This window comes from Streptomyces sp. NPDC028314, assembly GCF_055565795.1.
The window spans coordinates 368,474-394,982 of record NZ_JBVHTP010000006.1; the positions used below are offsets into that span (position 1 = coordinate 368,474).

Genomic DNA, 26,509 nt, shown 5'->3' on the forward strand with positions numbered 1-26,509 from the left:
GGGTTAGAAGAACTCCTAGAGTTTCGTCGCACAAGAGAGGAGCGACACCATGCACCTGACCGCACTGCCGTGCGCACCCGTGCCGGGACGTCTGACCGAGGGACCCGTCTGGCACGCCGGACGCGGCCACCTGCTGTGGGTGGACATCACGGCCGGCCTCGTCCACCGGGCCCCTCTGGTGGCCCGCGACGACGACAGCGGTCTGCCGGACCTGGGGGACAGGACGACCGTCAGTCTCGGCCGGCCCGTCGGAGCGGTCGCGCTCTGCGCGTCCGGAGGGCTCCTCGCGGCCGCCGCAACCTCCTTCCTGCGCGTGGACGAGGCCGGGGCGGCCACGGAGTTCGCCGCCCCCGCCGTCCCCGACGACGGCACGCCGCGACGGTTCAACGACGCCAAGTGCGACCCGAGCGGGCGGCTGCTCGCCGGCACCATGGCCTACGACGCGACCCCCGGCGCGGGCACCCTCTACCGCCTCGACCCCGACGGCACCGTGACGACCGTGCTGAGCCCCGTCACCATCTCCAACGGCCTCGGCTGGAGCCCCGACGGCCGGCTGCTGTACTACGCGGACAGCCCGACGCACCGTGTCGACGTCTTCGACCACGACCCCGTCACCGGCACCCTCTCGGGCCGCCGCCCCTTCGCCGACACCAGCCCCGCCGGCATGCCGGACGGCCTGGCCGTCGACACCGAGGGCCGGGTCTGGGTGGCGGTGTGGGGAGCGGGACAGGTCCGGGCCTACGCCCCCGACGGCGCACTCCACGCCGTCGTGACCGTCCCCGCCTCCCAGGTGTCCAGCTGCGCCTTCGCGGGCCCCGACCTGGACCTCCTGATCATCACCACCGCCGCCGACGGACTGACGGCCGCGCAACTCGCGGCGCAGCCGCACGCCGGCCGGATCTTCATCTGCCGGCCCGGTGCCACCGGCCTGCCGGTCACGCCCTTCGCCGACGACCCGGCGCAGCTCCCCGGGTCCTCCACCACCTCATACGACCTCCGAGGTTCCGCATGACGAGCGATCCCCTGGCTCCCGCACTCGCCGCCGCACCGGTGATAGCGATCCTGCGTTCCCAGTCGCCCCGCCACTTCGCCGCAACGGCCGACGCCCTGCACGAAGCGGGCATCCGGGCCATGGAGTTCACCCTCACCACACCGGGAGCCCTGCACGCGTTGCGCGAGTACGCCGCGTCCAAGCCGGCCGGTACCGCCCTCGGCGCGGGCACCGTCATGACCCCGGCCGACGCGATGCGCGCCGTGGAAGCCGGCGCCACCTACCTCATCACGCCGGCCGTCTGCCCGGACGTCATCAGGGAGGGCCGCCGCCTCGGCGTCCCGGTGCTCCCCGGCGCCCTGACGCCGAGCGAGATCGTCGCGGCGTGGCGGAAGGGCGCCACCATGGTCAAGCTCTTCCCCGCCTCGGCCGGAGGCCCGGAGTACCTGCGGGCCGTCCGGGCACCCCTGCCGCACGTCCCGCTCGTCCCCACGGGAGGAATCGAACTCGACCAGGCCCCCGCCTACTTCGCCGCGGGCGCGACCGCGCTCGGCATGGGCAGCCCGCTGGTCGGGGACGCCTGCGAGGGCGGCGACCTGAACGCGCTCCGGGAACGCGCCGCCGCACTGCTGGACGGCATCCGCTCGTGACCGCGCTCGTCACCCTCGGGGAAACGATGGCCGTCCTGGCCGCCGACCGGCCCGGCCCGCTCGCCTCCGGCACCCCGCTCCGCCTGGGATTCGCGGGCGCGGAGGCCACGGTGGCCATCGGCGTCAGCCGCCTCGGCCACGCGGCGTCCTGGACCGGGCGGGTCGGCGCGGACAGCGCCGGCACGATGATCCTGGACGGGCTGCGCGGTGAGGGCGTCGACGTCACCCGCGCACGCGTCGACGACACGGCCCCCACCGGACTCATGCTGCGCGAGCGCCGCACACCCGACCACACCCGTGTCACCTACTACCGGCGCGGACTCGCGGGAGCCCGCCTCGACCCCGAGGACATCGACCCGGAACTCGTCGCCCGGGCCCGGATCCTGCACGTCACCGGCATCACCCCCGCCCTCGGCGAGGGGCCGCGGGCGGCCGTACGGCGGGCCGTCGACCTCGCCCGCGCCGCCGGCGTCACCGTCAGCCTGGACCTCAACTACCGGGCCCGGCTGTGGAACCGGGAGGAGGCCGGGGCCGAGCTGACCCACCTCGTCACCCGCGCGGACATCGTCCTCGCCGGTCCCGAGGAGGCCTCGCTGGTCGTTCCCGAGGCCGACGACCCCGCCACCATGGCGCGCGCCCTGCTCGACCTCGGCCCGCGCGAAGCGGTCCTGAAGCTCGGCGCCCGAGGGGCCGTCGCGGTCACGCACGGCGGCGAGGCCGTCCAGGACATCGTGCCGGTCACCCCGGTGGATCCGATCGGCGCGGGCGACGCCTTCGTCGCCGGATACCTCGCCGGACTCCTCGACGGTACCGATCTCCCGGGCCGGCTCCTGCTGGCCGCGACGTGCGGGGCCTTCGCGGTGGCCTCGCCAGGCGACTGGGAGGGCCTGCCGCGGCGCGCCGAACTGGACATGCTCCACGGGGCGGACGTCACCCGCTGACCCGTGCGTCCACGTCACCCGCCTCACCACTCGACTCCGCCCACTCCACCCACGAAAGACCAGCCATGAACCGATTCACAGGGCGAACCGCCGTCGTCACCGGCGCCTCGTCCGGCATCGGCGCAGCCAGCGCCGTACGTCTGGCCGCCGAAGGGGCCGCCGTCGTCCTCGCCGACATCGACGAGGCCGCGGGCACCGCACTCGCGCGGAAGATCCGCGACGACGGGGGCCGCGCGGAGTTCGTGCGGTGCGATGTCTCCCGCGAACAGGACTGGCGCGGCCTGAGGGACCGCACCCACACGCTGTTCGGCCCGGTTGCCGTCGTGCACAGCAACGCCTTCACCCACACGCCCGCGCCCGCCCACGAACTGCCCGGCAGCGACTGGGACCGTGACATGGCCGTCAACCTCAAGGCGCCCTACCTGGCCGTACGGACCTTCCTCGACGACCTGCGCGCCGCCCGCGGCTCCTTCGTCGCCACCTCCAGCGTGCACGCACTGTGCAGCCTGCCGGGCTACCCGGCCTACGCCGCGGCGAAGGGCGGCCTGTGCGCGCTCGTCCGCCAGCTCGCGGTCGAGTACGGGCCGGACGTGCGGTTCAACTCCGTGCTGCCCGGTCCGATCCTCACCGAGAACTGGCAGGACGTGGACGAGGAGGGCCGCCTGCTCTCCGCCCGTGCCACGGCCCTGGGACGGCTCGGCCACCCCGACGAAGCAGCGGCCGCCGTGGCCTTCCTCGCGTCCGACGACGCCTCGTACATCACCGGCACGAACCTGACCGTGGACGGCGGCTGGTCCGTGAAGAAGGAGTCCAAGTGAAGATCACCTCCCTGCGGACCTACCTCGTCGCCCCCCGCTGGTGCTTCCTGCGCGTGGACACCGACGAGGGCATCACCGGCTGGGGCGAACCCGTCGTCGAGGGCCGTGCGCACACCGTCGCGGCCGCCGTCGAGGAACTGTCCGACTACCTGGTGGGCCAGGACCCGATGCGCATCGAGGACCACTGGCAGGTCCTGACCAAGGGCGGCTTCTACCGCGGCGGCCCCGTCCTGTCCAGCGCGGTCGCCGGCATCGACCAGGCACTGTGGGACATCGCCGGCAAGGCGCTGGGCGTGCCGGTGTGGCAGCTGCTCGGCGGCAACGTCCGCGACCGGGCACGGGTGTACAGCTGGATCGGCGGCGACCGGCCGACCGACGTCGCGCAGCAGGCCGCCGCCCGCGAGGCCGAGGGCTTCACGGCCATCAAGATGAACGCCTCGCCCCAGCTGGAACTGATCGACACGCCGCGGGCCGTCCGCGACATCGTCGAACGGGTGGAGAGCGTCCGCGCGGAGGTCGGCGACGGCTTCGACATCGCCGTGGACTTCCACGGCCGTCTCACCCTCCCCATGGCACGGCGGGTGCTTCCCCTCCTGGAGCCGTACCTGCCGTTCTTCGTCGAGGAACCGGTGGTTCCCGAGATGAGCGCCCACATCGGCGAGGTCGTGCGCTCCACCAGCATCCCCATCGCCACCGGAGAGCGGCTGTACTCCCGGTGGGACTTCAAGCCGGTGCTCCAGCAGGGGATCGCCGTGGCCCAGCCCGACCTCTCGCACGCCGGCGGGATCTCGGAGGTGCGGCGCATCGCGGCGATGGCGGAGGCTCACGACGTCTCCCTGGCGCCGCACTGCCCGCTCGGCCCGATCGCGCTGGCCGCCTGCCTCCAGGTCGGTTTCGCGACACCCAACCTGCTGATCCAGGAGCAGAGCCTCGGGATCCACTACAACGCCGGGTCGGACCTGCTGGACTACCTCACCGACCGGTCCGTCTTCCGCTACGAGGACGGCCACGTCGCCCTGCTCACCGCACCGGGCCTGGGCATCGACGTCGACGAGAAGGCCGTCGAACGCGCCGCCGAGACGGGCCATCGCTGGCGCAACCCGGTGTGGCGGCGGGGCGACGGCTCCCTCGCCGAATGGTGAGGCGTTGAGCCCCCGCGCGGTACGGGCACGGCAGCCGGCCCGGCGTCAGGAGGTCCCGGCCCGGCGTCAGGAGGCCAAGGACTCCAGCCGCCGCCGCGTGGCCGGGCCGTAGACCCCCGGCGGGTCGCCACGGACGCCGTACTTCGCCTGGAAGCGCTGCACCACGTCGGCGAGGTGCTGGTCGTAACGGCCTCGCTGGGGCAGGGTCCACAGCCCCAGCTGCCCGAGGCGCCGCTGCAGATCGACGACGTGGGGGCCCGAGTCGTGCCGGCGCAGCGTCGGCTTCTCCTCGGGCGCCGTCGGCGGCGCGGGGGAGGGCGGCACGGTGCTCGGACTGCCGGATTGCTGCCCGGCGGCCGGTGCTGCGTCCGTACCGGCGGACGCGCCCGCGGCGGACGCGCCCGCGGCGGTCGCGGACGGAGCCGACGCGGACGGGGTGCGCACCGGGCTGTTCCCGGTCGTCGGCGTGGTGCGCCGGGGAGGGCTCGGGAGCGGGCCGGGGGACCGGGACGCCTCGGGCGACGTGCTCGGTTCGTCCTCCACATCGAGTACGTCGAGCCGGCTCGCGGGGGCCTGCGCCGTCGCCTCCCCGGTGTCCTGGCTCCGGGCGAAGGCGTACGTACCCGCGATGGCCGCGGAGCCGATCAGGGTGGCGAGGGCCGCGGTGACCCGCAGCGGCCGACGCTGCTTCCCGGGCCGGTGCGCCCGGTGACTCGCCGACCTGCTCATGACAACGGGCTGGCCGATGATGTCACCGCCGGACGGTGGGCCGCTCTCGTACGCGGCCTGCGCTGCGACCCACGACACCGTGGCGGTGTCCATGGTGCTCGGTGCGCCCCCCGGCGCGGGTTCGTGCGGGGCGATGTACGGCCTGACCCAGTCGCGGTCGAACCGCGCCGGGGCGGCGGTCCGCCCGGCGCTCGCGTCGTGGTGCGCGATGGCGCAGGCGCAGCGCAAGGGGTCACCGCATCGGGGGCAGAAAGGGGTGCTCACCAAACTCCAGTCGGCTGTTCCGGGAAATGCAGAATGAGCCCTCGGCGTGCCACATCGCACCGCTCTTGAATTGCCGGGCCCTTATGTCGAGGGTGCCCCGATGGTTGTCCGATGTGGGACATGCGTGTGGGGAAGGAGGGAGTGAACGGTGAATCTACTGTGTGCGGAGCTCTTGAATCCAGCCCGGTCGGGGCCCAGTTGATAACGATCGGCTAAACGTCCGACCGGCGCCGCCCCGGCCCTCCCCCTGGAAGGACCCGCAGCGGGCGATGTCTTGAACTGTTCGAATTTCTGTCAATAGGACGGTCCGGCTCCTGCCGTGTCAGCCTTGGGGGATCGGCGGGTGCTGCGGCCGATCGCGCAAGATCGTCAGTGTTGACTTCCTTGCGCGTGTGTCTGATTCTGTTCGGTGCAAGGGTGGTTGCAGCCGCCCTTGGCGAGGCGCGCCGACCGGGGGTTCTCCCCGGCGGCGACCGCGTGCTATCCAGCCGACGGCGGGCGAAATCGAGACCGGATCTCTCTGTGCGCGGAGAATTCCGGTGGCTCGCCCTGCCCGGATAAAACACGTCCGCATTTCCGAGGACGGTTTCTTGAATTCCCGCCGGAAAGAACTATCGACGGACGTGTCGTGTCCTGAACAATAGGGCGACTTTCCCTCCCACCCAGGATGTCCCACGTGTCGACGAATCATCCCTCTGCTGTGGGTCGAATGACCGACCAGCAACTGTGTGACACCATCCGCACCGCGGACCCGGCCGCCCCGTCGGCCGAGACCGAGCTGCGCCGACGCCACGGGCCGAGGGTCTCCGCCTTCGCGCGAACGGTCTGCGGCGACCCGGCAGCGGCCCGGCGCGCCGCGGACCGCGCGACGGAGGAGTTCCTCGACCTGCTGGCCGCCGCGACCGAGGCCCCGGACCAGCCCCCTCGCCTGGCCTTGCTGGCGCTGGTGTCCGTGTCCGCGTCCGCCGCACCGCCCGCGCCCGCCGGGGCGGGATCCGTTCCGCTGGACCCGGGGCTCCGGTCGTTCGTCAGCAAGGGGTTCATCACCCTGTCGCCGCGCACGCAGTCCGTCCTGTGGCATTCGGTGGTCGAACGGGAGCCGGACGAGCATGTCGCGACGATCACCGGTGACCGGCCCGAGTCCGTACCGGACCTGGCTCACCGGGCGTTGGCCGCGTGCCGTGATGCCTTCCTGCGGGTCCACCTGCAGGCGCGACCGACCCCGCACTGTCCCGCGTACGCGCGCATGCTGGACGCCGCCGCGGGGCGCGCCGACGTGCGGGGGAACCCCGACCTGACGCGCCATGTCGACGGATGCCCCGGGTGCGCGGCCGCGCTGCGCGGCCTGGTCGCCCTCTGCGAGACCCCCGGCCCGCTGCTGGCAGGCTCCCTGCTGGGAACTGTCGGCCCGCTCTACCTCTCCGCGGCAACCCGCACGGACCAGGACGCCGACACCGAGGACACGCTGTCCCTCCCGGTCACGACCGGGACGGCGGTCGCGGGCGGGCCGGAGCAGACCGCCGGCGACCGGAAACCGTCCGTCTTTCTACGGAGGCCGGCAGGGCGGATCTCCCTGGGTGTCGCGGCGGTCCTGATCACGACGGCGGCCCTCGCCGTCGTCGTCCCGACGGCCTGGGGGCCCGAACCGCCCGCCCCGGCCCAGGAACAGCCACCGCGAGCACGCGTAGAGGCGGGCGGCGCGGGGTCGCCGGCGCCGTCGGCGAGCAGGCCGCGCCCCTCCGCATCCGCCTCGCCCACCCGTTCCCCCAGCGCGTCGCCGTCCGCGACGGGCCCGTCGCCCAGTGACGAGCCCACGCCCAGCCCCACGCCGACCACGGAGGCCGCGACGGCCGATCCCGTTCAACCCTTCAGGGCCTCGTCGTTCGTTCCGGCCGTCAATTCCGCCACCGGTCTGTGCCTGGACGTCCGCGGCGGCACCTTTGCCAACGGCGTCGACGTGATCACGGCACACTGCCGCGCCGGAGCACCGGTCCAGCAGTGGCGCCTGGACGACAAGGGACTCCTGCGCAATGCCGCCAACCCGGGCTACTGCATGGACGCACGCGGTTCCGCAGGGGACGGCGTGGGCATCTGGTCGTGCTCGGCATTCGGCCGGCCCGAGGGGAACAACCTGGTCTTCTCCACCGATGCGACAGGACGCATCAAGCCGCGGATCGCACCGGGCTACGCCGTGACCGCCGGGAGCGGTGAGCCCGGAGCGCCCGTCACCTTCGGCCGCACGGGCCCGGCGGCCGAGCAGCGCTGGAACGAGCCCGCCGGGCCATCGACGGCGCGTCAGTAGCCAAACAGATTCAGACACGTTCCGATGGAAATCAACAGGCGGGATCCGTCCAGGTCCAGACCTGCGACGCCGTCATGCCGTGCGGCCTCCCGCCCTGCGCCTTTGCCGGGTTTCGCCCGGAAGCGCTGCTGGGGCGGTCCTGTCGCGCTGTGGCGTCCCCGGAGGTCACGGGGGTGCATCAATCGGAAACCCTCGGTTCACACTGTTGACTTATGGCGGAAACGGCGCTTTTCTCTGTTGCATCAAGTTTGAAAACGGCCGACTGTGGCGGATTACCCAGTGAGGGATCCACCGCCGGGGACTCGTCGGCCGAGGCCGGACACCCCTCCCTGCGAGTCTCCAGGGACCTGCAGCCCCGGGCGGCGCTCACGACGGCGGCCGGACCCCCACCCCATCGCACGTGCCCCACTGGTCGCCCGGTGCGACCCGTTCAAGCAAAGGGATCGACATGCTCACTCACCACCACCGCCGTCCGGTAGCGGCCGCGGCCCTGGGCCTGGCCACGATGCTCGTCCTGTCCTCGTGCTCCAGTGGTCAGGAGACGACGGGCGCCGCCGCGGAGATCGGGAAGGTCGACGGGAAGATCTCCCTGACCTATCTGCAGAAGCAGGGCGACCAGGAGTACTTCATCGGCGAGGCCGCCGGCGCGAAGGCGAAGGCGAGTGAGCTCGGGATCGACCTGAAGGTGGTGAACCTGGGCAACGACGCGAACAAGACGGTGAGCGAGGCCCAGGCGGCCATTTCGCAGAAGAGCAACGGGCTGATCGTGGTCGTTCCCGACCCGGCCGTGGGCCCGCAGGTCGTACAGCAGGCGAAGACCGGCAAGGTGGCCCTCCTGACGTCGGACGACCAGATCTGCAGCACCGGCCCGGACCCCTCCGCCTGCGGCGCCGACGACCTGGTGCCCCGCATCGGGTTCAGCGGCCAGCAGATGGGCGGCGAGGTCGGCAAGCGGGCCGCCGAGGAGTTCAAGAAGGCCGGCTGGAACCCGGCGGAGACGCGGACCATATCGGCCTGGAAGCAGGACGTCACCGTGTGCACCGACCGTGTCAACGCGTCGAAGAAGGCATTCGCGGAGGCCGCGGGCACGGCGGTGCAGAACATCGACGTGCCGACGGACAACTCCCCGACGGGCGCCCAGGACAAGATCGCCGCGACGGTCACCGCCAACGCCTCCGTTAAGCACTGGGTGGTCTGGGGCTGCAACGACGAGAACGTCCAGGGCGGGGTCACCGCCCTGGAGAACGCCGGCTTCACGGCCGACAACGTGATCGGCGTCGGCCTCGGCGCCTACCTCGCCTGCAAGAACTGGAGCTCCGGCAAGCCGTCCGGGATGAAGGCCGCGCTGTTCATCAACGGCCGGGACGTCGGCGCCCTGGCGGTGCAGACGATCTACGACAAGCTCAAGAACGGCAAGGACTTCCCGAAGGAAGCCTTCGCCCCGACCAAGATGGTCGACGCCTCCAACTGGAAGGACGCGGGAGTCACCTGCGGCTGAGCCCGCGCCCGCGGCCAGGACGGGTACGGCCGCCGCACCGGCGGCCGTACCCGCCCCCGCCCAGAGCACCATCGCCGGCCGGCAGCGCCGCCGGCCCGAACGCCCCACGTAACCCCAGCTTGCGAGGCCCCCATGACCACAGCCGGTACAGAGCCACCCGTCCCCGTCCGGGATCCCGGCGAAGAGATCTCCGTCGAGAACATCACCAAACGGTTCGGTGCGGTACAGGCGCTCAGCGGCGTCACGCTCACCTTCCTCCGCGGCCGGGTGACCGCCCTCATGGGGGAGAACGGAGCGGGCAAGTCGACCCTGCTGAAGATCCTCACCGGCGACCACCAGCCCACCGAGGGGAGCATCCTCTGGGACGGGCGCCCGCGGACCCTGTCCTCACCGCACGACGCCCACAAGGCCGGGATCCGCATCATCCCCCAGGAACCCGAGATCATCCCGCACGTCTCGGTCGCCGAGAACGTGTACGCGGGGGCCCTGCCGCGCACCGCCCTGCGCCGCCTCGACCGGGCGGAGCTACGGCGCCGCATCACCGCGGACCTGGCCCGGCTCGGATTTGAGAAGGTCATCCACCCCGATCAGCTGGGATCCGAACTCACCCCAGCACAACGCCAGTTGGTGGAGATCCTGCGGGCACTGACCGGTGACGCCAAGGTCATCGCCTTCGACGAACCCACCTCCTCCCTCTCCGAGAACGAGGTCGAAGCCCTCTTCGGCCTGATCGACCGGCTCCGGGACCAGGGCATCGCCGTCATCTACGTCTCCCACCGCATGAAGGAGATCTTCCGCCTCGCCGACCGCATCGCCGTACTGCGCGACGGCACGGTCGCCGGCGTGCTGGAGGCCCGCGACACCAACGAGGGGGAGGTCGTCCGCCTGATGGTGGGCCGTGACCTGTCCTCCCTGTTCGTGCGACAGGACGTCGCCCGTGACGAGGTGGTCCTGGAGCTGGAGGACGTCACCACGGACGACGTCAGCGGGATCGACCTCCAGGTCCGTGCCGGAGAGGTGGTCGCCCTGGCCGGGCTCATGGGGGCCGGGCGGTCCGAGCTGGCCCTCGCCCTCGCCGGCGACCGTCCCATCCGATCGGGCCGCGTGTGCGTGAACGGTCGTCCCCTGCGTCTGCGCAGCCCCCGGGACGCGATCCGCGCGAGCATCGGGCTCGCCCCCGAGGAGCGCAAGGCCCAGGCGCTGTTCCTCCACCGCTCCATCCGCGACAACACCTCTCTCGTCAGCCTGGACCGGCTGCGCCGCTGGCGCTTCGTCCAGAGCCGCCAGGAGAAGGCGGTGGCGCAGGACTTCTCCGACAGGCTGCGGGTGCGCACCCCCTCGATCGAGCACGAAGTGCGCAAACTGTCGGGCGGCAACCAGCAGAAGGTCGTGCTCGCCCGCTGGCTGCTGCGCAAGCCCAAGGTCCTGATCCTGGACGAGCCGACGCGCGGGATCGACATCGGTGCCAAGGCCGAGATCTACCGCATCATCGCCGACCTCGCCCGGGAAGGGGTCGCCCTGCTGGTGATCTCCTCCGAACTCCCCGAGGTCCTGGGCCTCGCCGACCGGATCGTCGTGATGCAGAACGGCCGCATCACCGGCGAACTGGGCCGGGCGGAAGCCACCGAGGAAGCCATCCTGGGCCTCGCCATGGCGGACGACCTCGCCCCCGCCGCATCCGACCGACCGCTCACCGACTCCGCCGATGGAGACGCTCGATGACCACCACCCAGACGCCGGCCACCACCGAGACCCTCCCCGCTCCGGCGCGGAAGACCGCAGGGGCCCTGCTCACCTCGCTCGGCGGGCAGAACCTCAGCCTGATCGGCGCCCTCGTCCTCGTCCTGGCCCTGTTCGGGTTCCTCAACGACAACTACCTCAGCCTCGCCAACATCCAGGTCATCGGCGAGGCGGTGACGATCACGGGGCTGCTCGCCATCGTCCAGACGGTCGTGATCATCTGCGGCGGCCTCGACATATCCGTCGGCTCCCAGGCAGGCCTGGCGTCCGTCGTGAGCGCCATGGTCTTCACCTCCGGCGGGTCCAACCCCTACTTGGGGATGGCCGCCGCCATCGGGATCGGCATCCTCGTCGGTGTGGTCAACGGCGTCGCCATCGTCTACGGCCGGGTCAACCCCACCATCGCGACGCTCGCGGGCCTGGCCGCCTACAAGGGCGTGGCCCAGCTCGTCTCCGACGGCCGCGCGCAGGGCTACGTACTCAACGACCCCTTCTTCGTGTTCCTCGGGCGGGGGAAGATCGCCGGGGTGCCGGTGATGATCTGGATCCTGGTGATCGTGGCGCTGGCGGTGCACGTGATGCTGAAGTACACGGACATCGGCCGCAACATCTACGCGATCGGCGGCAACGACACCGCGGCGCGACTGGCGGGCATCAACATCAACAAGTACCTGGTGGCCGTCTACGCGCTCATCGGTGTGGTGGCGGCGGTCGCGGGCATCCTCCTCACCGCGCGGACCGGATCGGGGCAGCCCGTCTCGGGCAGCGAGGGCCTCGAACTCAAGGCCATCACGGCGGCGGCGCTGGGTGGCTGTGCGCTCAAGGGCGGCAAGGGCGGCATCGGCGGCACGCTGCTGGCCGTGGCGCTGCTCGGCGCGCTGGAGAACGGCCTGACCGTCGAGGGCATCAACACCTTCTGGCAGAACGTCGCCCAGGGCGCCCTCCTCGTCGCCGCCGTCGTCATCCAGCAGCGCCGAAGCGGCGAACGGGCCGTCGGACTGCCGCACTGACACGGCGAACGCGACGTACGCGACGGTGGCGCGGTCGGTCGACGAGGCCCGCCCCGCAAGGGACGGGCCTCGCCCGGCAAATGGGTCCACCGGCCTGAAACACGATCAATCACACAGAGGCCGCGGGGAATCGGGGAGAAGCATTTCGGGATGCGCCGCCGATAATTGCACGCAGGGGCAAAGGAGTGGGACGGTCACGAGGGATGGTCAATTGGATACGCATCCCGGCAAATCCGCCCTTCGGTACGAAGGTTCGGCAGGACCGGGTGCCGCGAACCCCTTGCCTGCCGTTATTGGATGCAGTGTACAATTGATCTCTGTCTGGAATTCGCTAGAGATCATTGGGTGGGACTGTGACGGAGTCGGCACCGCTGGCGGCCCAGCGGCGGGAAGTCATCCTCGAGATCGTGCGCCGCAAGGGAGCGGTGCGCGTCGCCGCGCTCGTGGAGCAGCTCGGGGTGTCCGACATGACCATCCGCCGCGACCTGGACGTGCTCGCGAGGACCGGGTCGGTCGAGAAGGTGCACGGCGGCGCGGTGAGTACCTCGGGCACCACGGGCGACGAGCCCGGCTTCGAGACCAAGTCCACGCTCGAGTCCGCGGCCAAGGCGGCGATCGCCGAAGCGGCCGCCCAACTGGTCCAGCCCGGAAGCGTCGTGGCGATCTCGGGTGGGACGACGACGTACGCCGTCGCCCACCGGCTGCGCGACATCCCCAACCTGACCGTGGTGACCAACTCCCTGCCCGTCGCGGAGCTGCTGCGGTCGTTCGGGACGGAGGACGGGGCCGCGGCCCCGACCCTGCTGGTCACGGGCGGGGCCCCCACCAAGTCCGCGTCCCTGGTCGGGCCCTTGGCGGACCAGGCGATCCGCTCCCTGCAGGTCGACCTGCTCATCGTCGGCGCGCACGGCGTCTCCGAGCGGGCCGGGGTGACCACCCCGAACCTCGCGGAGGCGGAGACCAACCGCACCCTGATCTCCGCCGCGACCCGGCTGGCCGTGGTGGCCGACCACAGCAAGTGGGGCGTCGTCGGGCTGAGCCGGTTCGCCGGCCTGTCCGAGATCGACTACTTCGTGTCCGACGACGGACTCGCCGAGCAGGCGCGCACCGTCCTCGGCGAACAGGCCGGCCGGCTGATCCTGGCGGAGACCCAGCGGGCCTGAGGGGCCCCGACCGCTCCGTCCAACGGCTTCCGGCGCCCCGAAAAACGTTCCGTGCCAAAGTTGTATTTCTGCGTTCATCGTGGCGGGTGAGAAGCCGGACCGAAATACATTGCGCTGCACGCCACTCGGAGCCTCGGGCGGCGGCGCAAGGTATTTCCCGGCACCTCTTGGCCGGATATACGGCGTGGCGTTATGGTCCGCCGTACGGGCGCGCAGGAGAAATCGCCTTCGTCGATCCGTCGGGCCTCCTCGGGCTGCGCGTCAGGGCCGACGCCTCCGCGGGCGCCGACACCGCCGGTACGCAGTACGTCGTCTACTTCTCTGCGCCGGATGCGGATGCGGATGCGGATGGGGACCGGCACCGACCCGTATTCGACACCGCCGTCGAAGGGCTCAGGCTGCCCGGCTGAGCCGACAACCAACCCTGGATTTACCGTAGTTGCCGGTCCGTCCGGCTCCCTGCCCAGCAGGGTCGCGACACTTTCGGCCGGCGGGCGAGCGCCTGTGAGCGCCGTACCGGAAGGCCGAACCCCGCGCAGCGACGGTGCGCGTGAGGGCGCCGAGCCCGTCCTGCCGTACCGGTCCCTGTCGACCGATCGTCATCACCTCCTCCTGCAAGGACATATGTACATGCCCCTCGCCATACCGCTGTCGCCCACCGGTCGGCCGGTCCGCCTCGTCGCCGCCTGCACCGGCGCCCTGCTCGTCGCCGGCCTGGCCGCCGCCTCCCCGGCATCCGCCGCCGACTCCGTGTCCTACGACTTCGAGTCCCCCTCCCAGAAGTTGCCGTTCATGGCGATCAACGGCTTCGGCCGTGTCCTCGTCGGGCCCGCGCCGGGAGGGAGGTCGGGGCAGGCGGCGCGCGTCAACATCCCCAACGACGGACGTTCGTTCAAGTCCGAACTGGTCATCAAGGGCCTGGACGCGGGCAGTCATCGGTTCGACTTCGCCAACTACCTGCCCGGCGACTGGCAGGAGCGGGACCTCGACACCATCGTCGCCCAGTGGTTCAGCACGCAGGACGACGGCGAGGGCATCAAGCCCGTCGTCGCGCTGTCGGTCCACGGCGGCAACTGGCAGCTGAAGGTCCACTGGATGGCCAACGGTGAGATACAGGAGGCCCTCATCCCGCTCGGCGCTGCGCGTCCTGGGCATTGGAACCGGTGGGCCTTCGACATCACGTGGTCCTCCGCGGGCAGGCCCGGCTCGATCCGCGTCGCGCGGGACGGCGTCACCGTCGGTTCGCACCAGGGCGCCAACAACTACCACCGCGGCGAACCGCCGCACTTCAGGATCGGCGCCTACCGCCCCAACTGGCGTCCTGAGAAGGGCCCGGAGAAGCGGGCCGGAGCAGCCGAAGCGGTCCTCTTCATCGACGACATCGCCATCACCAGCACGACCGCCGACTCCCGACCGGACGTCCCTGCGGCCACCCCGGGGGGTGCTGCCTCCCCTTCGCAGTCCCCGGCGGCGTCGACCGGCCCCACCCCGACGGGCTCGCCCTCCGCCTCCTCGTCCGCCCCGGCCGGTGAAGCGCCGGCCGGCGGTGACACCGCTCCCGGTGACACCGCTCCCGGTGGGCCCGCACACGAGGTGCGGACCGACGCGGCCGCGCACGGGAGCGCCGGTCGGATCGGCGTCGTCGGGGGTGCCGTGGGCGGCGCCGCAGCCCTGGCAGGAGGCGCTTTCGTCCTGCTGCGGCGGCGCACCGCGAAGGGCTCGCCCCGCAGCGCGCATCGCCGGGCACGCACCTGACAAGTCCAAACGTTGACTTTAGTTGTTTTCTGTTTACTCTTGTCGACGTATGGCTCGCGACAGCGCCGTACCGTACTCCGAGAGACGGGCACGTTTCCGTGAAGAGAACCTCGACGAAGCTCGCGGACGGCCGCGAGCTGATCTACTTCGACCTCGACGAGAGCGCAGAGCGCGACACGGTCGACCGGCGCGCGCTGGAACCCGTCGACAGCCACCCGGAGCTGCGCCTGGATCTGGCCACCGGTGACTGGGTCACGATCGCCTCGCACCGGCAGGGGCGCGTCCACCATCCGCCGGCCGAAGCGTGCCCCCTGTGCCCCTCGGGGAACGGGCGCCACAGCGAGATACCGGCGGCGGACTACGAGGTGGCCGTGTTCGAGAACCGCTTCCCCTCGCTGGCGGGGCGCTTCGGACACTGCGAAGTCGTGTGCTTCACCCCGGAGCACGGCGCGAGCTTCGCCGATCTGACCGAGGACCGCGCCCGGCTCGTACTCGACGCCTGGACGGACCGCACCGAGCGGCTGTCGTCCTTCGCCGGCATCGAGCAGGTGTACTGCTTCGAGAACCGCGGCGCGGAGATCGGGGTCACCCTCGCGCACCCGCACGGCCAGGTCTACGCCTTCCCCTTCGTCCCGCCGCGGACCGCCAAGATGATCGCCGTCGCCGACACCCACCGGGCCGTCACCGGCGGAAACCTCTTCGAGGACCTGCTCGCCGAGGCCCGGGCCGCCACCTCGCGCGTGGTGCTGGCGGGGGAGCACTGGACGGCGTTCGTCCCCTATGCCGCCCGCTGGCCGTACGAGGTGCACCTCTACCCCCATCGCCGGGTCCTCGATCTCACCCACCTCACGGAGGCCGAGCGCGCCGAGTTCCCCGGGATGTACCTGGAGCTGCTGCGCAGGTTCGACCGGCTGTTCCGGCAGGAAGGGGAGCCGGCCCGGACCGCCCCCACCCCCTACATCTCCGCCTGGCACCAGGCGCCGAAGACCGGCGGCCGGGAACTGGCTCTGCACCTGGAGCTGTTCACCGTGCGCAGATCGGCGGGCAAGCTCAAGTTCCTGGCCGGGGTGGAATCCGGCATGGACTCCTTCGTCAACGACATCGCCCCGGAGGACGCGGCCCGACGGCTCCGCGAGGTCGCGTCATGAGCCGGTACCTCGTCACCGGGGGAGCCGGCTACATCGGCAGCGTGGTCGTGGCCCACCTCCTCGAAGCCGGCCACCGCGTGACGGTGCTCGACGACCTGTCGACCGGTACGCCCCAAGCCGTACCCGCGGGCGCCGAGTTCGTCCGGGGCGGTCTCGGGCACGCCGCCGCCCTCCTGTCCGCCGACCACGCCGCCGTCCTGCACTTCGCCGCCTCCTCGCAGGTGGCCGAGTCCGTACGCGATCCGGACAAGTACTGGCGCAACAACGTCACCGGCTCGCTGGAGCTGATGGCCGCCATGCGGCACGCGGACGTGCGCACCCTGGTGTTCTCCTCCACCGCTGCCGTCTATGGCGAACCCGACCGGCTGCCGATCACCGACGACGCCCGCACCGCGCCCACCAGCCCCTACGGCGCGACCAAACTGGCCGTCGACCACCTGATCACCGGCGAGGCCGCCGCCCACGGCCTGGCCGCCGTCTCCTTGCGGTACTTCAACGTCGCGGGCGCCCACGCGGGCCACGGCGAGCGCCACGAACCAGAGTCGCACCTCATCCCGCTCGTCCTCCAAGTCGCCCTGGGACGCCGCCCGCACATCGACGTCCACGGCGACGACTACCCCACGCGCGACGGCACCTGCGTACGCGACTACATCCACGTCGCCGACCTCGCCGAGGCCCACCTGCTGGCCCTCGCGGCAGCCCGCCCCGGCGAGCACCTGATCTGCAACCTGGGCAACGGCGAGGGCTTCACGGTCCGGGAGGTGATCGACTCCGTACGACGGGTCACCGGCCGGACGATCCCGGAGGTCGTCCGCCCCCGCCGCCCCGGCGACCCCGCGGTACTGGTCGCCTCCGCGGCCCGCGCGCGCGAGCGCCTGGGCTGGCGGCCCCGCCACACCGACCTGGACTCCATCGTGGCCGACGCCTGGGCCTTCGCACGCGAGGTGACCGCATGAAGGAGGCCTTCCGGCGCATCTACGGCGCCTACCCGGAAGGGGTCTGGGCCGCGCCCGGCCGGGTCAACCTGATCGGCGAGCACACCGACTACAACGACGGCTTCGCACTGCCCATCGCCATCCCCCAGCACACCCTGGTCGCGGCCCGCAGGCGCCAGGACGGCCGGTTGCGGCTGCACAGCGCCCAGGGGGACGGCCCGGTCATCGACCTCCACGTCGACCGGCTCACCCCCGGCGCCGTCACCACTTGGGGCGCCTACCCGGCGGGGGTCGTCTGGGCGCTGCGCGAAGCCGGACACCGGCCCGGCGGCGCCGACCTCCACATCGACAGCACGGTGCCCACCGGCGCCGGCCTCTCGTCCTCCGCCGCCCTCGAGTGCGCCGTCGCCTTCGCCTACAACGACCTCTACGGGCTGAAGCTGAGCGCACCCGCCCTCGCACTGATCGGCCAGCGTGCGGAGAACGGCTTCGCCGGAGTGCCGTGCGGAGCCATGGACCAGTTGGCCTCCGCCTGTTGCACCGCCGGTTCGGCCCTGCACCTGGACATCCGCGCCGGCGCCCACGAGCAGGTCCCGTTCGCCCCCGAGGCCCAGGGGATGAGCCTGCTGGTCGTCGACACCCGGGTGAAGCACGACCTCGGCGACGGCGCGTACGCGGCTCTGCGCGCCGGGTGCGAGCAAGCCGCCCGGCTGCTCGGGCTGGCGGCACTGCGCGACCTCACTCCCGCGGACCTGCACGGGGCGGCCGGAGCGCTCCCCGACCGCCTGGTGCCCCTGGTCCGGCACGTCGTGACGGAGAACGCGCGGGTCACCGACGCCGTCGCCCGCCTTCGGGCCGGGCACCTGGCGGCGTTGGGACCGATCCTCACGGGCGGCCACGCATCGCTGCGCGACGACTTCCGGATCTCCTGCCCGGAGAGCGACCTCGTCGTGGACACCGCCCTGGCGTACGGAGCCCTCGGCGCGCGCATGACCGGTGGCGGTTTCGGAGGGTCCGTCATCGTGCTGGCGGAGGAGGACCGGGTGGAAGCGATCGGCGCCGCGGTCACCACCGCGTTCGGTGCGGCCGGGTACCAGGCTCCGCACCTGTTCCCGGTCTCCCCGGCCGCCGGCGCCCGGCGCATTGCGTAAGAGCACGGTGAGGCCAAGCCCTGCGACGTAGACTGTTCGTTCGTGAGGAATGCCGTGCGAATGCGGCGGCATACACGGACGACGTGCAGAGGACCGGGGACGAGATCGTGACCGAGACAGCACGCCTTGCACCGCAGCGGCGGGCTCTCATCCTCGACATCGTGCGCCGCGAGGGCGCCGTGCGGGTGGCCGATCTCGTGGAACAGCTGGGCGTCTCCGACATGACGATTCGCCGTGACCTCGACGTGCTCGCCCGCACCGGTTCCCTGTCGAAGGTGCACGGGGGCGCGATCAGCGCCTCCGTCACCACAGGAGACGAACCCCCCTTCGAAACGAAGGCCGGTCTGGAGTCGCGGGCCAAGTCGGCGGTGGCCGAGGCAGCCTCCGCCCTCGTGAAACCGGGCAGTGTCGTGGCCATCTCCGGCGGAACGACGTCCTACGCGGTGGCGGCCCGGATCCGGGGCGTCGCGGGTCTGACGGTGGTGACCAACTCCCTGCCGGTCGCCCAACTGCTGCGGCCCACCGGGGCCGAGGCCGGCCCCGCGGGTCCCACGCTGCTCCTGACCGGCGGCACTCCCACCAAGTCGGCCTCGCTCGTCGGACCACTCGCCGACCAGGCGATCCGCTCCCTCCAGGTGGACCTGCTCATCATCGGGGCGCACGGCGTCTCCGAGCGCGCCGGCGCGACGACTCCGAACCTCGCGGAAGCCCAGACCAACCGGGCTCTGATCGACTGCGCCACTCAGGTGGCCGTGGTCGCGGACCACACCAAATGGGGCGTCGTCGGTCTCAGCCGGTTCATCGCCCTCCCGGAGATCGACTACTTCGTCTCCGACGACGGCCTCGACCCCGAGGCGTGCTCCGTCCTGAGGGATTCGGTGGGAGAACTGCTCCTGGGCACCACCCAGCCCTGAAGGCCGGCACCGACAAGGTCTCAGGCGGGATCGAGGGCCCGGATCTCGTCGAGGTGGTTCTCGACCCAGTTCCGCAGCTGCCCCAAGGGCTCCGCCACGCTGTGGCCGAGCGCCGTGAGCGCATACTCCACGTGCGGCGGCACCGCCGGGTACACGGTCCGGTCGACGAACCCCTTCTCCTCCAAGCGGCGCAGCGTGCCGGTCACGTGGACCGGCCGGCCGACACCTTCCTCCACCTCGACGGCTGGCGGAGGGGCAGCGTCTGGGTCAACGGCTTCGGCCTCGGCCGCTACTGGTCCCGGGGCCCCCAGCGCGCGCTGTACGTCCCCGGCCCGGTGCTGCGCAGGGGGGCGAACGAGGTCGTCGTACTCGAACTCCACGCACCCGGCCCTGACCGGAAGGTGGCCTTCTGGGACGCGCCCGACCTCGGACCCGTCGAGGACTGACCGCCCCGGCGGCCGTGCGGGGCCGTGTCCCACGTCGCGGGTCCACACGGCCCCCACCGGTGCCGGGGCGAAGGGGCGGGGCGGGTCAGACCGCCGAGCGCAGCCACTTCTGGTTGTCGCCTCCGTTGCACGTCCACGGGACGAGCCGCGTGCCGGTCGGGCCCGCCCGGGACGTCCTCCACTTCTGTCCGGGCAGCTGGATCGCGCTCGCCTTCGACTACCTCACAGGCCGGCACCCTGACCTCGCTCCCGGATTACCGGACCTGCACACCCTGGGTCACGCACACGCAGCACTCACCCCATCACCGAACCCGGCGGTGCCGCCGGTACGGCCGAAGGATCTGAACCGATACTGGGAAATCAGGCAGCGACGAGCTCCTGCTCGCGGTCCGGCGCATCGACCTTGGGCTTCTTGTTCGGCAGCGAGAGCCGGAAGACCTTGTGCCACGCGGAGAACACCTGCTTGGGCAGCGGCCCGGTGACGTACTCCAGCTCGTACTTCTCGAACAGCGCGCGCACCCTCACCGCGACCTCGGCGTACCGGTTGCTCGGCAGGTCCGGGAACAGGTGGTGCTCGATCTGGTGCGACAGGTTGCCGGTCATGAAGTGCATGGCCCTGCTGCCGCTGATGTTCGCCGATCCCATCATCTGGCGCAGGTACCACTGGCCGCGCGTCTCGCCCTTGATCGACCGGCGCTCGAAGACCTGCACGCCCTCGGGGAAGTGCCCGCACATGATCACCGAGTGGGACCAGATGTTGCGGACCAGGTTCGCGGTGAACGTGGCGGCGAGCGTGGTGAGGAACGACGGGCCCGACAGCAGTGGGTGGATCACGTAGTCCTTGAGCACCTGCTTGCGGATCTTGCGGCCAACGGCCTTGGCCCGCGCGCGGAACTCAGGGTTCTTGCGGCGCCGCTTGTGCAGGTTCTTGCCGAGCTCCAGATCGTACGCCGCGATGCCGTACTCGAAGAAGCAGGCGTTGACGAAGTTCCACAGCGGCTGGCCGAGGTGGAACGGGTGCCACCTCTGGTCCTCGTCGACGCGCATGATGCCGTAGCCGAGGTCGTTGTCCTTGCCGATCACGTTGGTGTACGTGTGGTGCAGCTCGTTGTGCGAATGCCTCCACTGATCGGACGGCGAGACGTGATCCCACTCCCAGGTGGTGGAATGGATCTTCGGGTCCCGCATCCAGTCCCACTGGCCGTGCAGGACGTTGTGGCCGATCTCCATGTTGTCCATGATCTTCGCCACGGACAGCCCGGCGGTGCCGATCAGCCAAGCGGGCGGGAAGAACGAGAACAGCAGCACGCCCCTGCTGACCAGCTCGAGCTTGCGCTGCGCCGAGATGACCTTCCGGATGTAGGCGGCGTCCTTCTCGCCGCGGCTGGCGATGACCTCATCGCGGATCGCGTCCAGCTCGCGGCCGAGCTCCTCGATCTGCTCCGCGGTCAGGTGGGCGGTGGGGTCGATGGCGGTCAAGGTGCTCCTACCGTTCGATATCGCAGGGGCCCGCCGCGGCGGACACGCAGGTCTGGATGAGGACGCCCGGCTCGGCCTCGGTGATCGCGCCGGTGCGCAGGTCGCGGACGGCGCCCGCCTTGAGCGGTGTGACGCAGCCGAAGCAGATGCCCATGCGGCACCCGGACGGCATGAGCACGCCGGCCTCCTCGCCGACGTCCAACAACGGCGTGGCGCCGTCCGCGTCGACGGTCTTGCCGGTGGCGCTGAACGTGACCTCGCCGCCGTCACCGGCGACGACGATGCCGGGGCGGAAGCGTTCGGTGTGCAGGCGCTCTCCGACGCCGTGGCCGCTCCAGAACTCCTCGGCGGCATCGAGCAGGCCCGCGGGCCCGCAGGCCCATGTCTCGCGCTCGGCCCAGTCCGGTACCAGTTCGTCGAGCCGGGCGATGTCGAGCACGCCGTCCGTGTCGGTGTGCACCTCGGTGAGCCGCAGCTTCTCGGCCGCGACCAGGTCGTGCAGTTCGTCGCGGAAGATCACATCTTGCGGCTGTGGCGCGCAGTGGACCATGACGACGTCGTCGAACTCGATGTCACGCAGCATGCCCATCACAGGCGTGATGCCGCTGCCGGCCGTCAGGTAGAGCACCTTGGCGGGCTTGGCCTTCGGCAGTACGAAGTCACCGGTTGGCTGGTCGAGCTGGACCAGCGTGCCCGGTTTCGCCCTGCGGACCAGGTGGTTGCTGACCTTGCCGTCCGGGATCGCCTTCACGGTGATCGTGACGCGGCCGTCCTGGCGGTCTGTCGGCGAGGTGATGGAGTAGGCACGCCACAGGCGCCTCCCGTCGACGTCGACCCCGATCCGCACGTACTGACCGGCCGTGTGACCGCGCCAGCCTCTTCCCGGCCTGATCACGATGGTCGCGGCGTCACCCGTCTCGGGGTGCACGGCCTCGATGCGCCCACGCAGGTCAGCGCCCGCACGCAGCGGGCTGACCAGGTCGAGGTAGTCCGACGGCAGCAGCGGCGTCGTGATCATCTCCAGCAGTTTCCACGCCCTACTCCGGAGGGCTGCACGCGTCATGACCCCAGCTTGATACGTCTCAAGGCGTAAAGTCCTGACCGCAAGACGTGAATTTAGTCGGACGAATTGTTCGCAGGGAATAAAACATGAGCCATCCAATCCGGAGGGTCACCGAACTGGCCCTGGATCAGACAACGGTCACCGCAGTTCGGGCCGCGCTGAAGACCACCGCCGACGAGGTCGTCCAGGCGATCATCGACGAGGTCCCTCCCTACGCCAACGCCCTTTCGGGCCGCATGGGCGTCACCATCCGCCGAGCCGTCCGCACCGCCCTGGGGCACTACCTGGACCTCGCGAGCGGGAACGCCACAGGCGGCGACGCCGGTGACGCAGCCTACGAGCTGGGCCGCGGCGAGGTGCGCGACGGGCGTTCGATGGACGCCCTGCTCAGCGCCTACCGCGTCGGCGCCCGCGTGGCCTGGCGATGCCTGGCGGCGGGCGCCGTACCCGCAGGTCTGCCCGCCGCCGAGGTCGCCAAGTTCGCCGAGCTGACCTTCGCCTACATCGACGAGCTCTCCGCCGCGAGCGCCGCGGGCCACGCCGACGAACTGGCCGCCCGGGGCCGTGACCACGAGCGCCACCTGGAACACCTGGCCCGCGACCTCCTCGCCGGCGCGACCCCGGACGTCCTGCTGGCCTCGGTTCAACGGGCCGGGTGGCAGCCTCCGGTTTCGCTGACCGCCGTCTTGCTGCCCGCCGCCCAGGCCCGGCCTGCCTACCGCGCGCTCGACCCGAGCACCCTCGTCCTCGACGATCTGCCGGACGCCTTCGGCGTGCTGCTCGTCCCCGATGCCGACCGGCCGCATCTCTTGCGTCAGCTGACCGACCGCACCGCCGTGGTCGGCCCGGCCCGGCCATGGACTCGTGCATCCGCCTCGTACGCACGAGCCGCACGCGCGCGCTCCCTCTCCTCCGATATCCGCGATACCGAGGACCACCTGCCCGAGCTGGTGCTGAGTGCCGACGTGGACGCGTTCGCAGATCTGCGGGCCCGAGCCCTCGCACCGTTGAGGACCTTGCCTGTCGCGACCGCACGGCGGCTGGAGGAGACGTTGCGGGCGTGGCTGCTTCACCAAGGCAGGCGGGACGAGGTGGCGGCGGCGTTGTTCGTCCATCCCCAGACCGTCCGATACCGGATGTCGCAGCTGCGGGAGCTGTTTCCGGATCTCGCATCGCCACACCGGGTCCTCGAGCTGACGCTGGCGGTCGGTCTTCGGGTCAGCTGACGCGTACTCCACGCCAGCCGTGCCTCAGCTCGGTCATGGCGGGGTCTGGCTGGTGGTGGGTCGAGCACTTGAGTGAGGACCGGCGGTTGGAAGTGGTGCCGCGTCATGTGCTGCCACGCTCGTCGACTCTCGCCTTGGGATGCCGAAGCAGTGCCGTACCAGCCCGGCGTACACCCGAGGGCTGCGCACGACCGGCAGGCCTGGCGCCAGTACCGTGACGCCATCCGTACGAGCGGCGTCTGGGACGGTTTCGGTGGTCACACCGGGCCGGTGCTGTAGCGCCCGGATCGTGGTGCCCAGTCGTAGGGGCCGCGCATGACCGTGTGCAGGGCGTCCCGGAGATAGAGGTCCAGGGCCGTGCCGTCGGGGCGCGCAGTTCGCCTTCGAGGCTGCGGAAGCGGGTGATGCGCTCGTGCAGCATGCCGAGCACCTTCGCGGAGGCGGCATCCTGGTCCGCCCCGTCCGTGCGCTGGAGGATCAGCAGGAGGTTGTGCGGGTCCGAAAGCGCGTCTTCCTTGGCCAGCGAGTAGAGGTCGTTGTGGAGGGAGTCGATCTCGGCGGCCAGGGTGCGCAGAGCTGTCACGGTGTCCGAGGCGAAGAGGACGGCGGGCAGTTCGTAGTGGCCGATCCGTTCGGCGAGGTCGAGCGTGGGCTGCACGCCGATGGTGTCGCGGCGCAGCCGCAGGTACTCGTCCACGGTCAGCGGGGTGCCGGAGTGCCGGTTGGCTGCTTCCTGGACGTGCCCGTAGAGGTACGCCCGCCAATGGGCGGCGGCCCGCTCGGACCAGGACGGTGACATGCCCTCGCGGCTGCGCAGCCAGAGGTCGCGGAAGGCGCGGGCGAGTGGTGGTGCGTCGGGGGGCGGGGTGCTGGTCCAGGGCGGCGGCGACCGCGTCGACCACCGTGCGGGCCTGTTCGGGGTCGTCGCCGGCCGGGCCGTCGAAGGCGTCGTCGAAGCAGAAGAACCAGCTCATCTGGTCCACGCCCAGGGCCAGGTCCGGCCCGGTCGCGGCCGGGTGGAAGCGGGCGGCGAGTTCGGCGTAGTGGCCGCGGGCGTGGCGCTCGGCGGCTGCGTCGGTGGGGAGCAGGCCGAGGGACCGCGGCCACTGCAGGTGTTCGGCGGCCGCGCGTGCGGCGTCGGGGCTGATCCGTGCGGGGAACGGAAGGCGGAGGCCGGCGTCGCTCCGGCTGCCGCCGCTGCGGGTCTGCGCGGCGCGGGGCTGCGGGGACATCCGCAACAGGCTCGGGACCAGTACGGCCCCGGGCACCTCGCGGGGCGGCTCCTCGGACAGCGGGACCAGCCGCCAGCGGGCGGCGACGGTGGCGACGACCGTGGCCATCTCGGTGAGGGCGAAGTGGTCGCCGATGCACTTGCGGGGGCCTGCGCCGAACGGCAGGAAGGCCCAGCCGCGGGGGTCGGCGGTCAGCCACCGGTCCGGGTCGAACTCCATCGGGTCCGGGTAGAGGCCGGGGTCGCGGTGGATGGTGAGCGGGCTGAACAGGAACTCGGTCCCCGCGGGGCTCTCCACTCCGCAGAGGACGACGCCGGGGCGGGCGGGCTGGTGCATCAGGATCCAGGCCGGGCTGCGCAGCCGGAGCGTCTCCCTGACCAGGTTCTGGGTGAAGACGAGCTTTGGCAGGTCCTCGAAGGTGACCGGCCTCGATCCGAGGACCTCGTCGAGTTCGGCGTGGAGCCGTCGCTCGATGTCGGGCCGGGAGCCGACTTCGTGGAAGAGCCAGGTCAGGCTGGTCGAGGCGGTCTCGATCCCGGCGGCCATGACGGTCATGACCTCGTCGTGGAGCTGGTCCGGGCTCATCGGTTCACCGGTGTCGGCGTCGCGGGCGGCCATCAGCATGCCGAGGAGGTCCGCGCGGGGCCGTCCGTCGTCGAGGCGTTCGCGGATCAGCCGGTCGACGACCTTGCGCAGCTGGGTGCCCGATTCCCGGAAGCGGCGGTTTCCGGGGGTGGGGAGGCGGTCCAGCCAGTCGACGGGCGAGACGACGCGGCGCATCAGCTCGTGGACGTAGGTGGGCAGCCAGCGCCGGATGAGGCGCACCTCCTCGTTGCCCAGGGCGCTGCCGAAGAGGGCCTTGGCCACGGCCTCGCTGCCGATCGCGTACATCTCGGAGGCCACGTCGATCGTGCTGTCCGGTGTCCAGGCCTCGGAGTACGTGGTGGCGCTCAGGCGCATGACGCCGGTGTAGGAGTTGAGCTTCTCGCGGTGGAAGGCGGGGATCATCAGGCGGCGCTGCCGGCGGTGGAAGTCGCCCTCGGAGTTGGGCAGTCCGTTGCCGAGGAAGGGGCGGGACTTCTGGAAGTAGCGGCCCTTCTCGTAAGAGACCGCGTCGGTCACGAGCATCTCCCGCAGGAGCGCGGGCGAGTTCACGGCGTACACGGACAGGGTGCCGAGCCGGATCTCCACCAGGTCGCCCAGCGGGCCCGTTGGCCGGCTTCCGGCGCCCGCGGAGAGCCAGGCTAGGTTTGCCCGCTATCGGGACGGAATGCGCAACCGTCCGGGCTTCCTGCGCGAGAGTCCGCCACTGCCCGTTCTGGACTGCCGCGCAGGTATCGCGGACGGGCGAACTCGTTGGGCCGCAGGATCACTGCCGCCTCGTGGCTACGATGAGCGTTTGATCGGTCGCGTGCTGTAACGGAGGCGTCATGCGCGGTCCACTGTCCGGTAGCGGTCCTGAGCCGGGGGTATTTCCCCTGGGGCTCGCCGATGTCACTTCGAGGCCCACGGTCTTCAAATGCATGGGGCGCAGCTACAGCGCGGCCCGCTCCGACGAGGAGGTCGTCATCCAGGACGTCACGGACATTACGCATCCGCTTTCCCTGGGCCGGGCCGCACCTTGTGCGGACACCCTCTGGAGCGTTCGCACGCCCCGGGGTCTGTTGGCCGGCCATACGGACGGGACGCTCCAGGCGGTCGCCGCGCTGCGCGGGGTCTCCTGGCCGCCCCGCGACCCCGGCCCACAGGGCGGGTAGGGGTCACAGGGGCGGGCCGCCGGTGATCGGCCTTGCGGGTCGGTAGGTGTCGGTCTCCATCGAGGTGATCGCGTAGCCGAGGACCGCGAACGGGACAAGACAACTCGCGGCGGCCGCGGCGCGCGTGGGTGCATGCTGCGGGCGGCGGAGGAGCT

At 71.4% G+C, this 26,509-nt stretch carries 23 protein-coding genes and 2 pseudogenes; 19 read left to right on the top strand and 6 right to left on the bottom strand.

The window, feature by feature from the left end; genetic code table 11:
* Positions 1 to 49 precede the first annotated feature (49 nt).
* The 5 genes from ACZ4TG_RS17090 (at position 50) to dgoD (ending at position 4,542) form a co-directional block, all read left to right on the top strand.
* Positions 50 to 1,012, top strand: coding sequence for an SMP-30/gluconolactonase/LRE family protein (locus tag ACZ4TG_RS17090; RefSeq protein WP_468163330.1), 963 nt, complete (start codon positions 50 to 52; stop codon positions 1,010 to 1,012).
* Complete coding sequence (locus ACZ4TG_RS17095; RefSeq protein WP_468163332.1) at positions 1,009 to 1,641, top strand: bifunctional 4-hydroxy-2-oxoglutarate aldolase/2-dehydro-3-deoxy-phosphogluconate aldolase; 633 nt, start codon at positions 1,009 to 1,011, stop codon at positions 1,639 to 1,641. Before ACZ4TG_RS17090 ends, ACZ4TG_RS17095 begins: the two co-directional genes overlap by 4 nt.
* Positions 1,638 to 2,582: a sugar kinase gene (locus tag ACZ4TG_RS17100; protein ID WP_468163334.1), complete on the top strand. Its 945-nt coding sequence runs from the start codon at positions 1,638 to 1,640 to the stop codon at positions 2,580 to 2,582. Before ACZ4TG_RS17095 ends, ACZ4TG_RS17100 begins: the two co-directional genes overlap by 4 nt.
* 65 nt (positions 2,583 to 2,647) lie before the next feature.
* Positions 2,648 to 3,400 (top strand): SDR family NAD(P)-dependent oxidoreductase, encoded by a 753-nt coding sequence (locus ACZ4TG_RS17105; protein WP_468163336.1) that lies wholly within the window; start codon positions 2,648 to 2,650, stop codon positions 3,398 to 3,400.
* Positions 3,397 to 4,542 carry a galactonate dehydratase gene (gene dgoD / locus ACZ4TG_RS17110; protein ID WP_468163338.1) on the top strand — a complete coding sequence of 382 codons (1,146 nt, stop codon included), beginning with the start codon at positions 3,397 to 3,399 and terminating at the stop codon, positions 4,540 to 4,542. The genes ACZ4TG_RS17105 and dgoD overlap by 4 nt, the downstream gene beginning before the upstream one ends.
* A gap of 66 nt (positions 4,543 to 4,608) precedes the next feature.
* Here dgoD and ACZ4TG_RS17115 read toward each other — a convergent pair whose 3' ends face one another.
* Positions 4,609 to 5,535, bottom strand: coding sequence for a peptidoglycan-binding domain-containing protein (locus ACZ4TG_RS17115; protein ID WP_468163340.1), 927 nt, complete (start codon positions 5,533 to 5,535; stop codon positions 4,609 to 4,611).
* A 709-nt stretch (positions 5,536 to 6,244) separates the two neighbouring features.
* Here ACZ4TG_RS17115 and ACZ4TG_RS17120 point away from each other — a divergent pair.
* The 11 genes from ACZ4TG_RS17120 to ACZ4TG_RS17170 all read left to right on the top strand — a co-directional run bounded on the left by ACZ4TG_RS17120 (position 6,245) and on the right by ACZ4TG_RS17170 (position 19,151).
* Entirely contained in the window at positions 6,245 to 7,837 is a 1,593-nt protein-coding gene (locus ACZ4TG_RS17120; RefSeq protein ID WP_468163342.1) for a ricin-type beta-trefoil lectin domain protein, read from the top strand.
* Positions 7,838 to 8,285: 448 nt separating this feature from the next.
* On the top strand, positions 8,286 to 9,335 hold the full coding sequence (locus ACZ4TG_RS17125) for a substrate-binding domain-containing protein (protein WP_468163344.1): 1,050 nt from the start codon (positions 8,286 to 8,288) through the stop codon (positions 9,333 to 9,335).
* Between the two features lie 132 nt (positions 9,336 to 9,467).
* Positions 9,468 to 11,057 carry a sugar ABC transporter ATP-binding protein gene (locus tag ACZ4TG_RS17130; protein ID WP_468163346.1) on the top strand — a complete coding sequence of 530 codons (1,590 nt, stop codon included), beginning with the start codon at positions 9,468 to 9,470 and terminating at the stop codon, positions 11,055 to 11,057.
* Positions 11,054 to 12,085 (top strand): ABC transporter permease, encoded by a 1,032-nt coding sequence (locus ACZ4TG_RS17135; protein WP_468163348.1) that lies wholly within the window; start codon positions 11,054 to 11,056, stop codon positions 12,083 to 12,085. Before ACZ4TG_RS17130 ends, ACZ4TG_RS17135 begins: the two co-directional genes overlap by 4 nt.
* A gap of 353 nt (positions 12,086 to 12,438) precedes the next feature.
* Positions 12,439 to 13,248 (top strand): DeoR/GlpR family DNA-binding transcription regulator, encoded by an 810-nt coding sequence (locus ACZ4TG_RS17140; protein WP_468163350.1) that lies wholly within the window; start codon positions 12,439 to 12,441, stop codon positions 13,246 to 13,248.
* 167 nt (positions 13,249 to 13,415) lie between these two features.
* Positions 13,416 to 13,658: a hypothetical protein gene (locus ACZ4TG_RS17145; RefSeq protein ID WP_468163352.1), complete on the top strand. Its 243-nt coding sequence runs from the start codon at positions 13,416 to 13,418 to the stop codon at positions 13,656 to 13,658.
* Between the two features lie 220 nt (positions 13,659 to 13,878).
* Positions 13,879 to 15,003 carry a heparin lyase I family protein gene (locus ACZ4TG_RS17150; protein WP_468163354.1) on the top strand — a complete coding sequence of 375 codons (1,125 nt, stop codon included), beginning with the start codon at positions 13,879 to 13,881 and terminating at the stop codon, positions 15,001 to 15,003.
* 98 nt (positions 15,004 to 15,101) lie between these two features.
* Positions 15,102 to 16,151 (top strand): galactose-1-phosphate uridylyltransferase, encoded by a 1,050-nt coding sequence (galT, locus tag ACZ4TG_RS17155; RefSeq protein ID WP_468163356.1) that lies wholly within the window; start codon positions 15,102 to 15,104, stop codon positions 16,149 to 16,151.
* Complete coding sequence (gene galE / locus ACZ4TG_RS17160) at positions 16,148 to 17,107, top strand: UDP-glucose 4-epimerase GalE (RefSeq protein ID WP_468163358.1); 960 nt, start codon at positions 16,148 to 16,150, stop codon at positions 17,105 to 17,107. The genes galT and galE overlap by 4 nt, the downstream gene beginning before the upstream one ends.
* Positions 17,104 to 18,237 (top strand): galactokinase, encoded by a 1,134-nt coding sequence (gene galK / locus ACZ4TG_RS17165; RefSeq protein WP_468163360.1) that lies wholly within the window; start codon positions 17,104 to 17,106, stop codon positions 18,235 to 18,237. Before galE ends, galK begins: the two co-directional genes overlap by 4 nt.
* A gap of 107 nt (positions 18,238 to 18,344) precedes the next feature.
* Entirely contained in the window at positions 18,345 to 19,151 is an 807-nt protein-coding gene (locus tag ACZ4TG_RS17170; RefSeq protein ID WP_468163362.1) for a DeoR/GlpR family DNA-binding transcription regulator, read from the top strand.
* 20 nt (positions 19,152 to 19,171) lie between these two features.
* Here ACZ4TG_RS17170 and ACZ4TG_RS17175 read toward each other — a convergent pair whose 3' ends face one another.
* Positions 19,172 to 19,336 (bottom strand): winged helix-turn-helix transcriptional regulator, encoded by a 165-nt coding sequence (locus tag ACZ4TG_RS17175; RefSeq protein ID WP_468163364.1) that lies wholly within the window; start codon positions 19,334 to 19,336, stop codon positions 19,172 to 19,174.
* A 21-nt stretch (positions 19,337 to 19,357) separates the two neighbouring features.
* On the opposite strand from ACZ4TG_RS17175, the pseudogene ACZ4TG_RS17180 reads away from it, so the two are divergent.
* A pseudogene (locus ACZ4TG_RS17180) lies at positions 19,358 to 19,597 on the top strand (beta-galactosidase); the annotation flags it as partial.
* Between the two features lie 360 nt (positions 19,598 to 19,957).
* Here the strand turns inward: ACZ4TG_RS17180 and ACZ4TG_RS17185 are convergent.
* Complete coding sequence (locus ACZ4TG_RS17185) at positions 19,958 to 21,076, bottom strand: fatty acid desaturase family protein (protein ID WP_468163366.1); 1,119 nt, start codon at positions 21,074 to 21,076, stop codon at positions 19,958 to 19,960.
* A gap of 7 nt (positions 21,077 to 21,083) precedes the next feature.
* Positions 21,084 to 22,094 (bottom strand): ferredoxin reductase, encoded by a 1,011-nt coding sequence (locus tag ACZ4TG_RS17190; protein ID WP_468163368.1) that lies wholly within the window; start codon positions 22,092 to 22,094, stop codon positions 21,084 to 21,086.
* 131 nt (positions 22,095 to 22,225) lie between these two features.
* Between ACZ4TG_RS17190 and ACZ4TG_RS17195 the strand changes: the two genes are divergently transcribed.
* Positions 22,226 to 23,365, top strand: coding sequence for a PucR-like N-terminal domain-containing protein (locus tag ACZ4TG_RS17195; protein ID WP_468163370.1), 1,140 nt, complete (start codon positions 22,226 to 22,228; stop codon positions 23,363 to 23,365).
* A gap of 103 nt (positions 23,366 to 23,468) precedes the next feature.
* On the opposite strand, the gene ACZ4TG_RS17200 is transcribed toward ACZ4TG_RS17195, so the two are convergent.
* Both ACZ4TG_RS17200 and ACZ4TG_RS17205 read right to left on the bottom strand, forming a co-directional pair.
* Positions 23,469 to 24,182 (bottom strand): terpene synthase family protein, encoded by a 714-nt coding sequence (locus ACZ4TG_RS17200; protein ID WP_468163474.1) that lies wholly within the window; start codon positions 24,180 to 24,182, stop codon positions 23,469 to 23,471.
* A 442-nt stretch (positions 24,183 to 24,624) separates the two neighbouring features.
* Positions 24,625 to 25,788 (bottom strand): annotated as a pseudogene (locus tag ACZ4TG_RS17205) (cytochrome P450); the annotation flags it as partial.
* 332 nt (positions 25,789 to 26,120) lie between these two features.
* Here ACZ4TG_RS17205 and ACZ4TG_RS17210 point away from each other — a divergent pair.
* Positions 26,121 to 26,354, top strand: a complete 234-nt coding sequence (locus ACZ4TG_RS17210) for a hypothetical protein (RefSeq protein WP_468163372.1) — start codon at positions 26,121 to 26,123, stop codon at positions 26,352 to 26,354.
* The last annotated feature ends 155 nt before the right edge of the window (positions 26,355 to 26,509 follow it).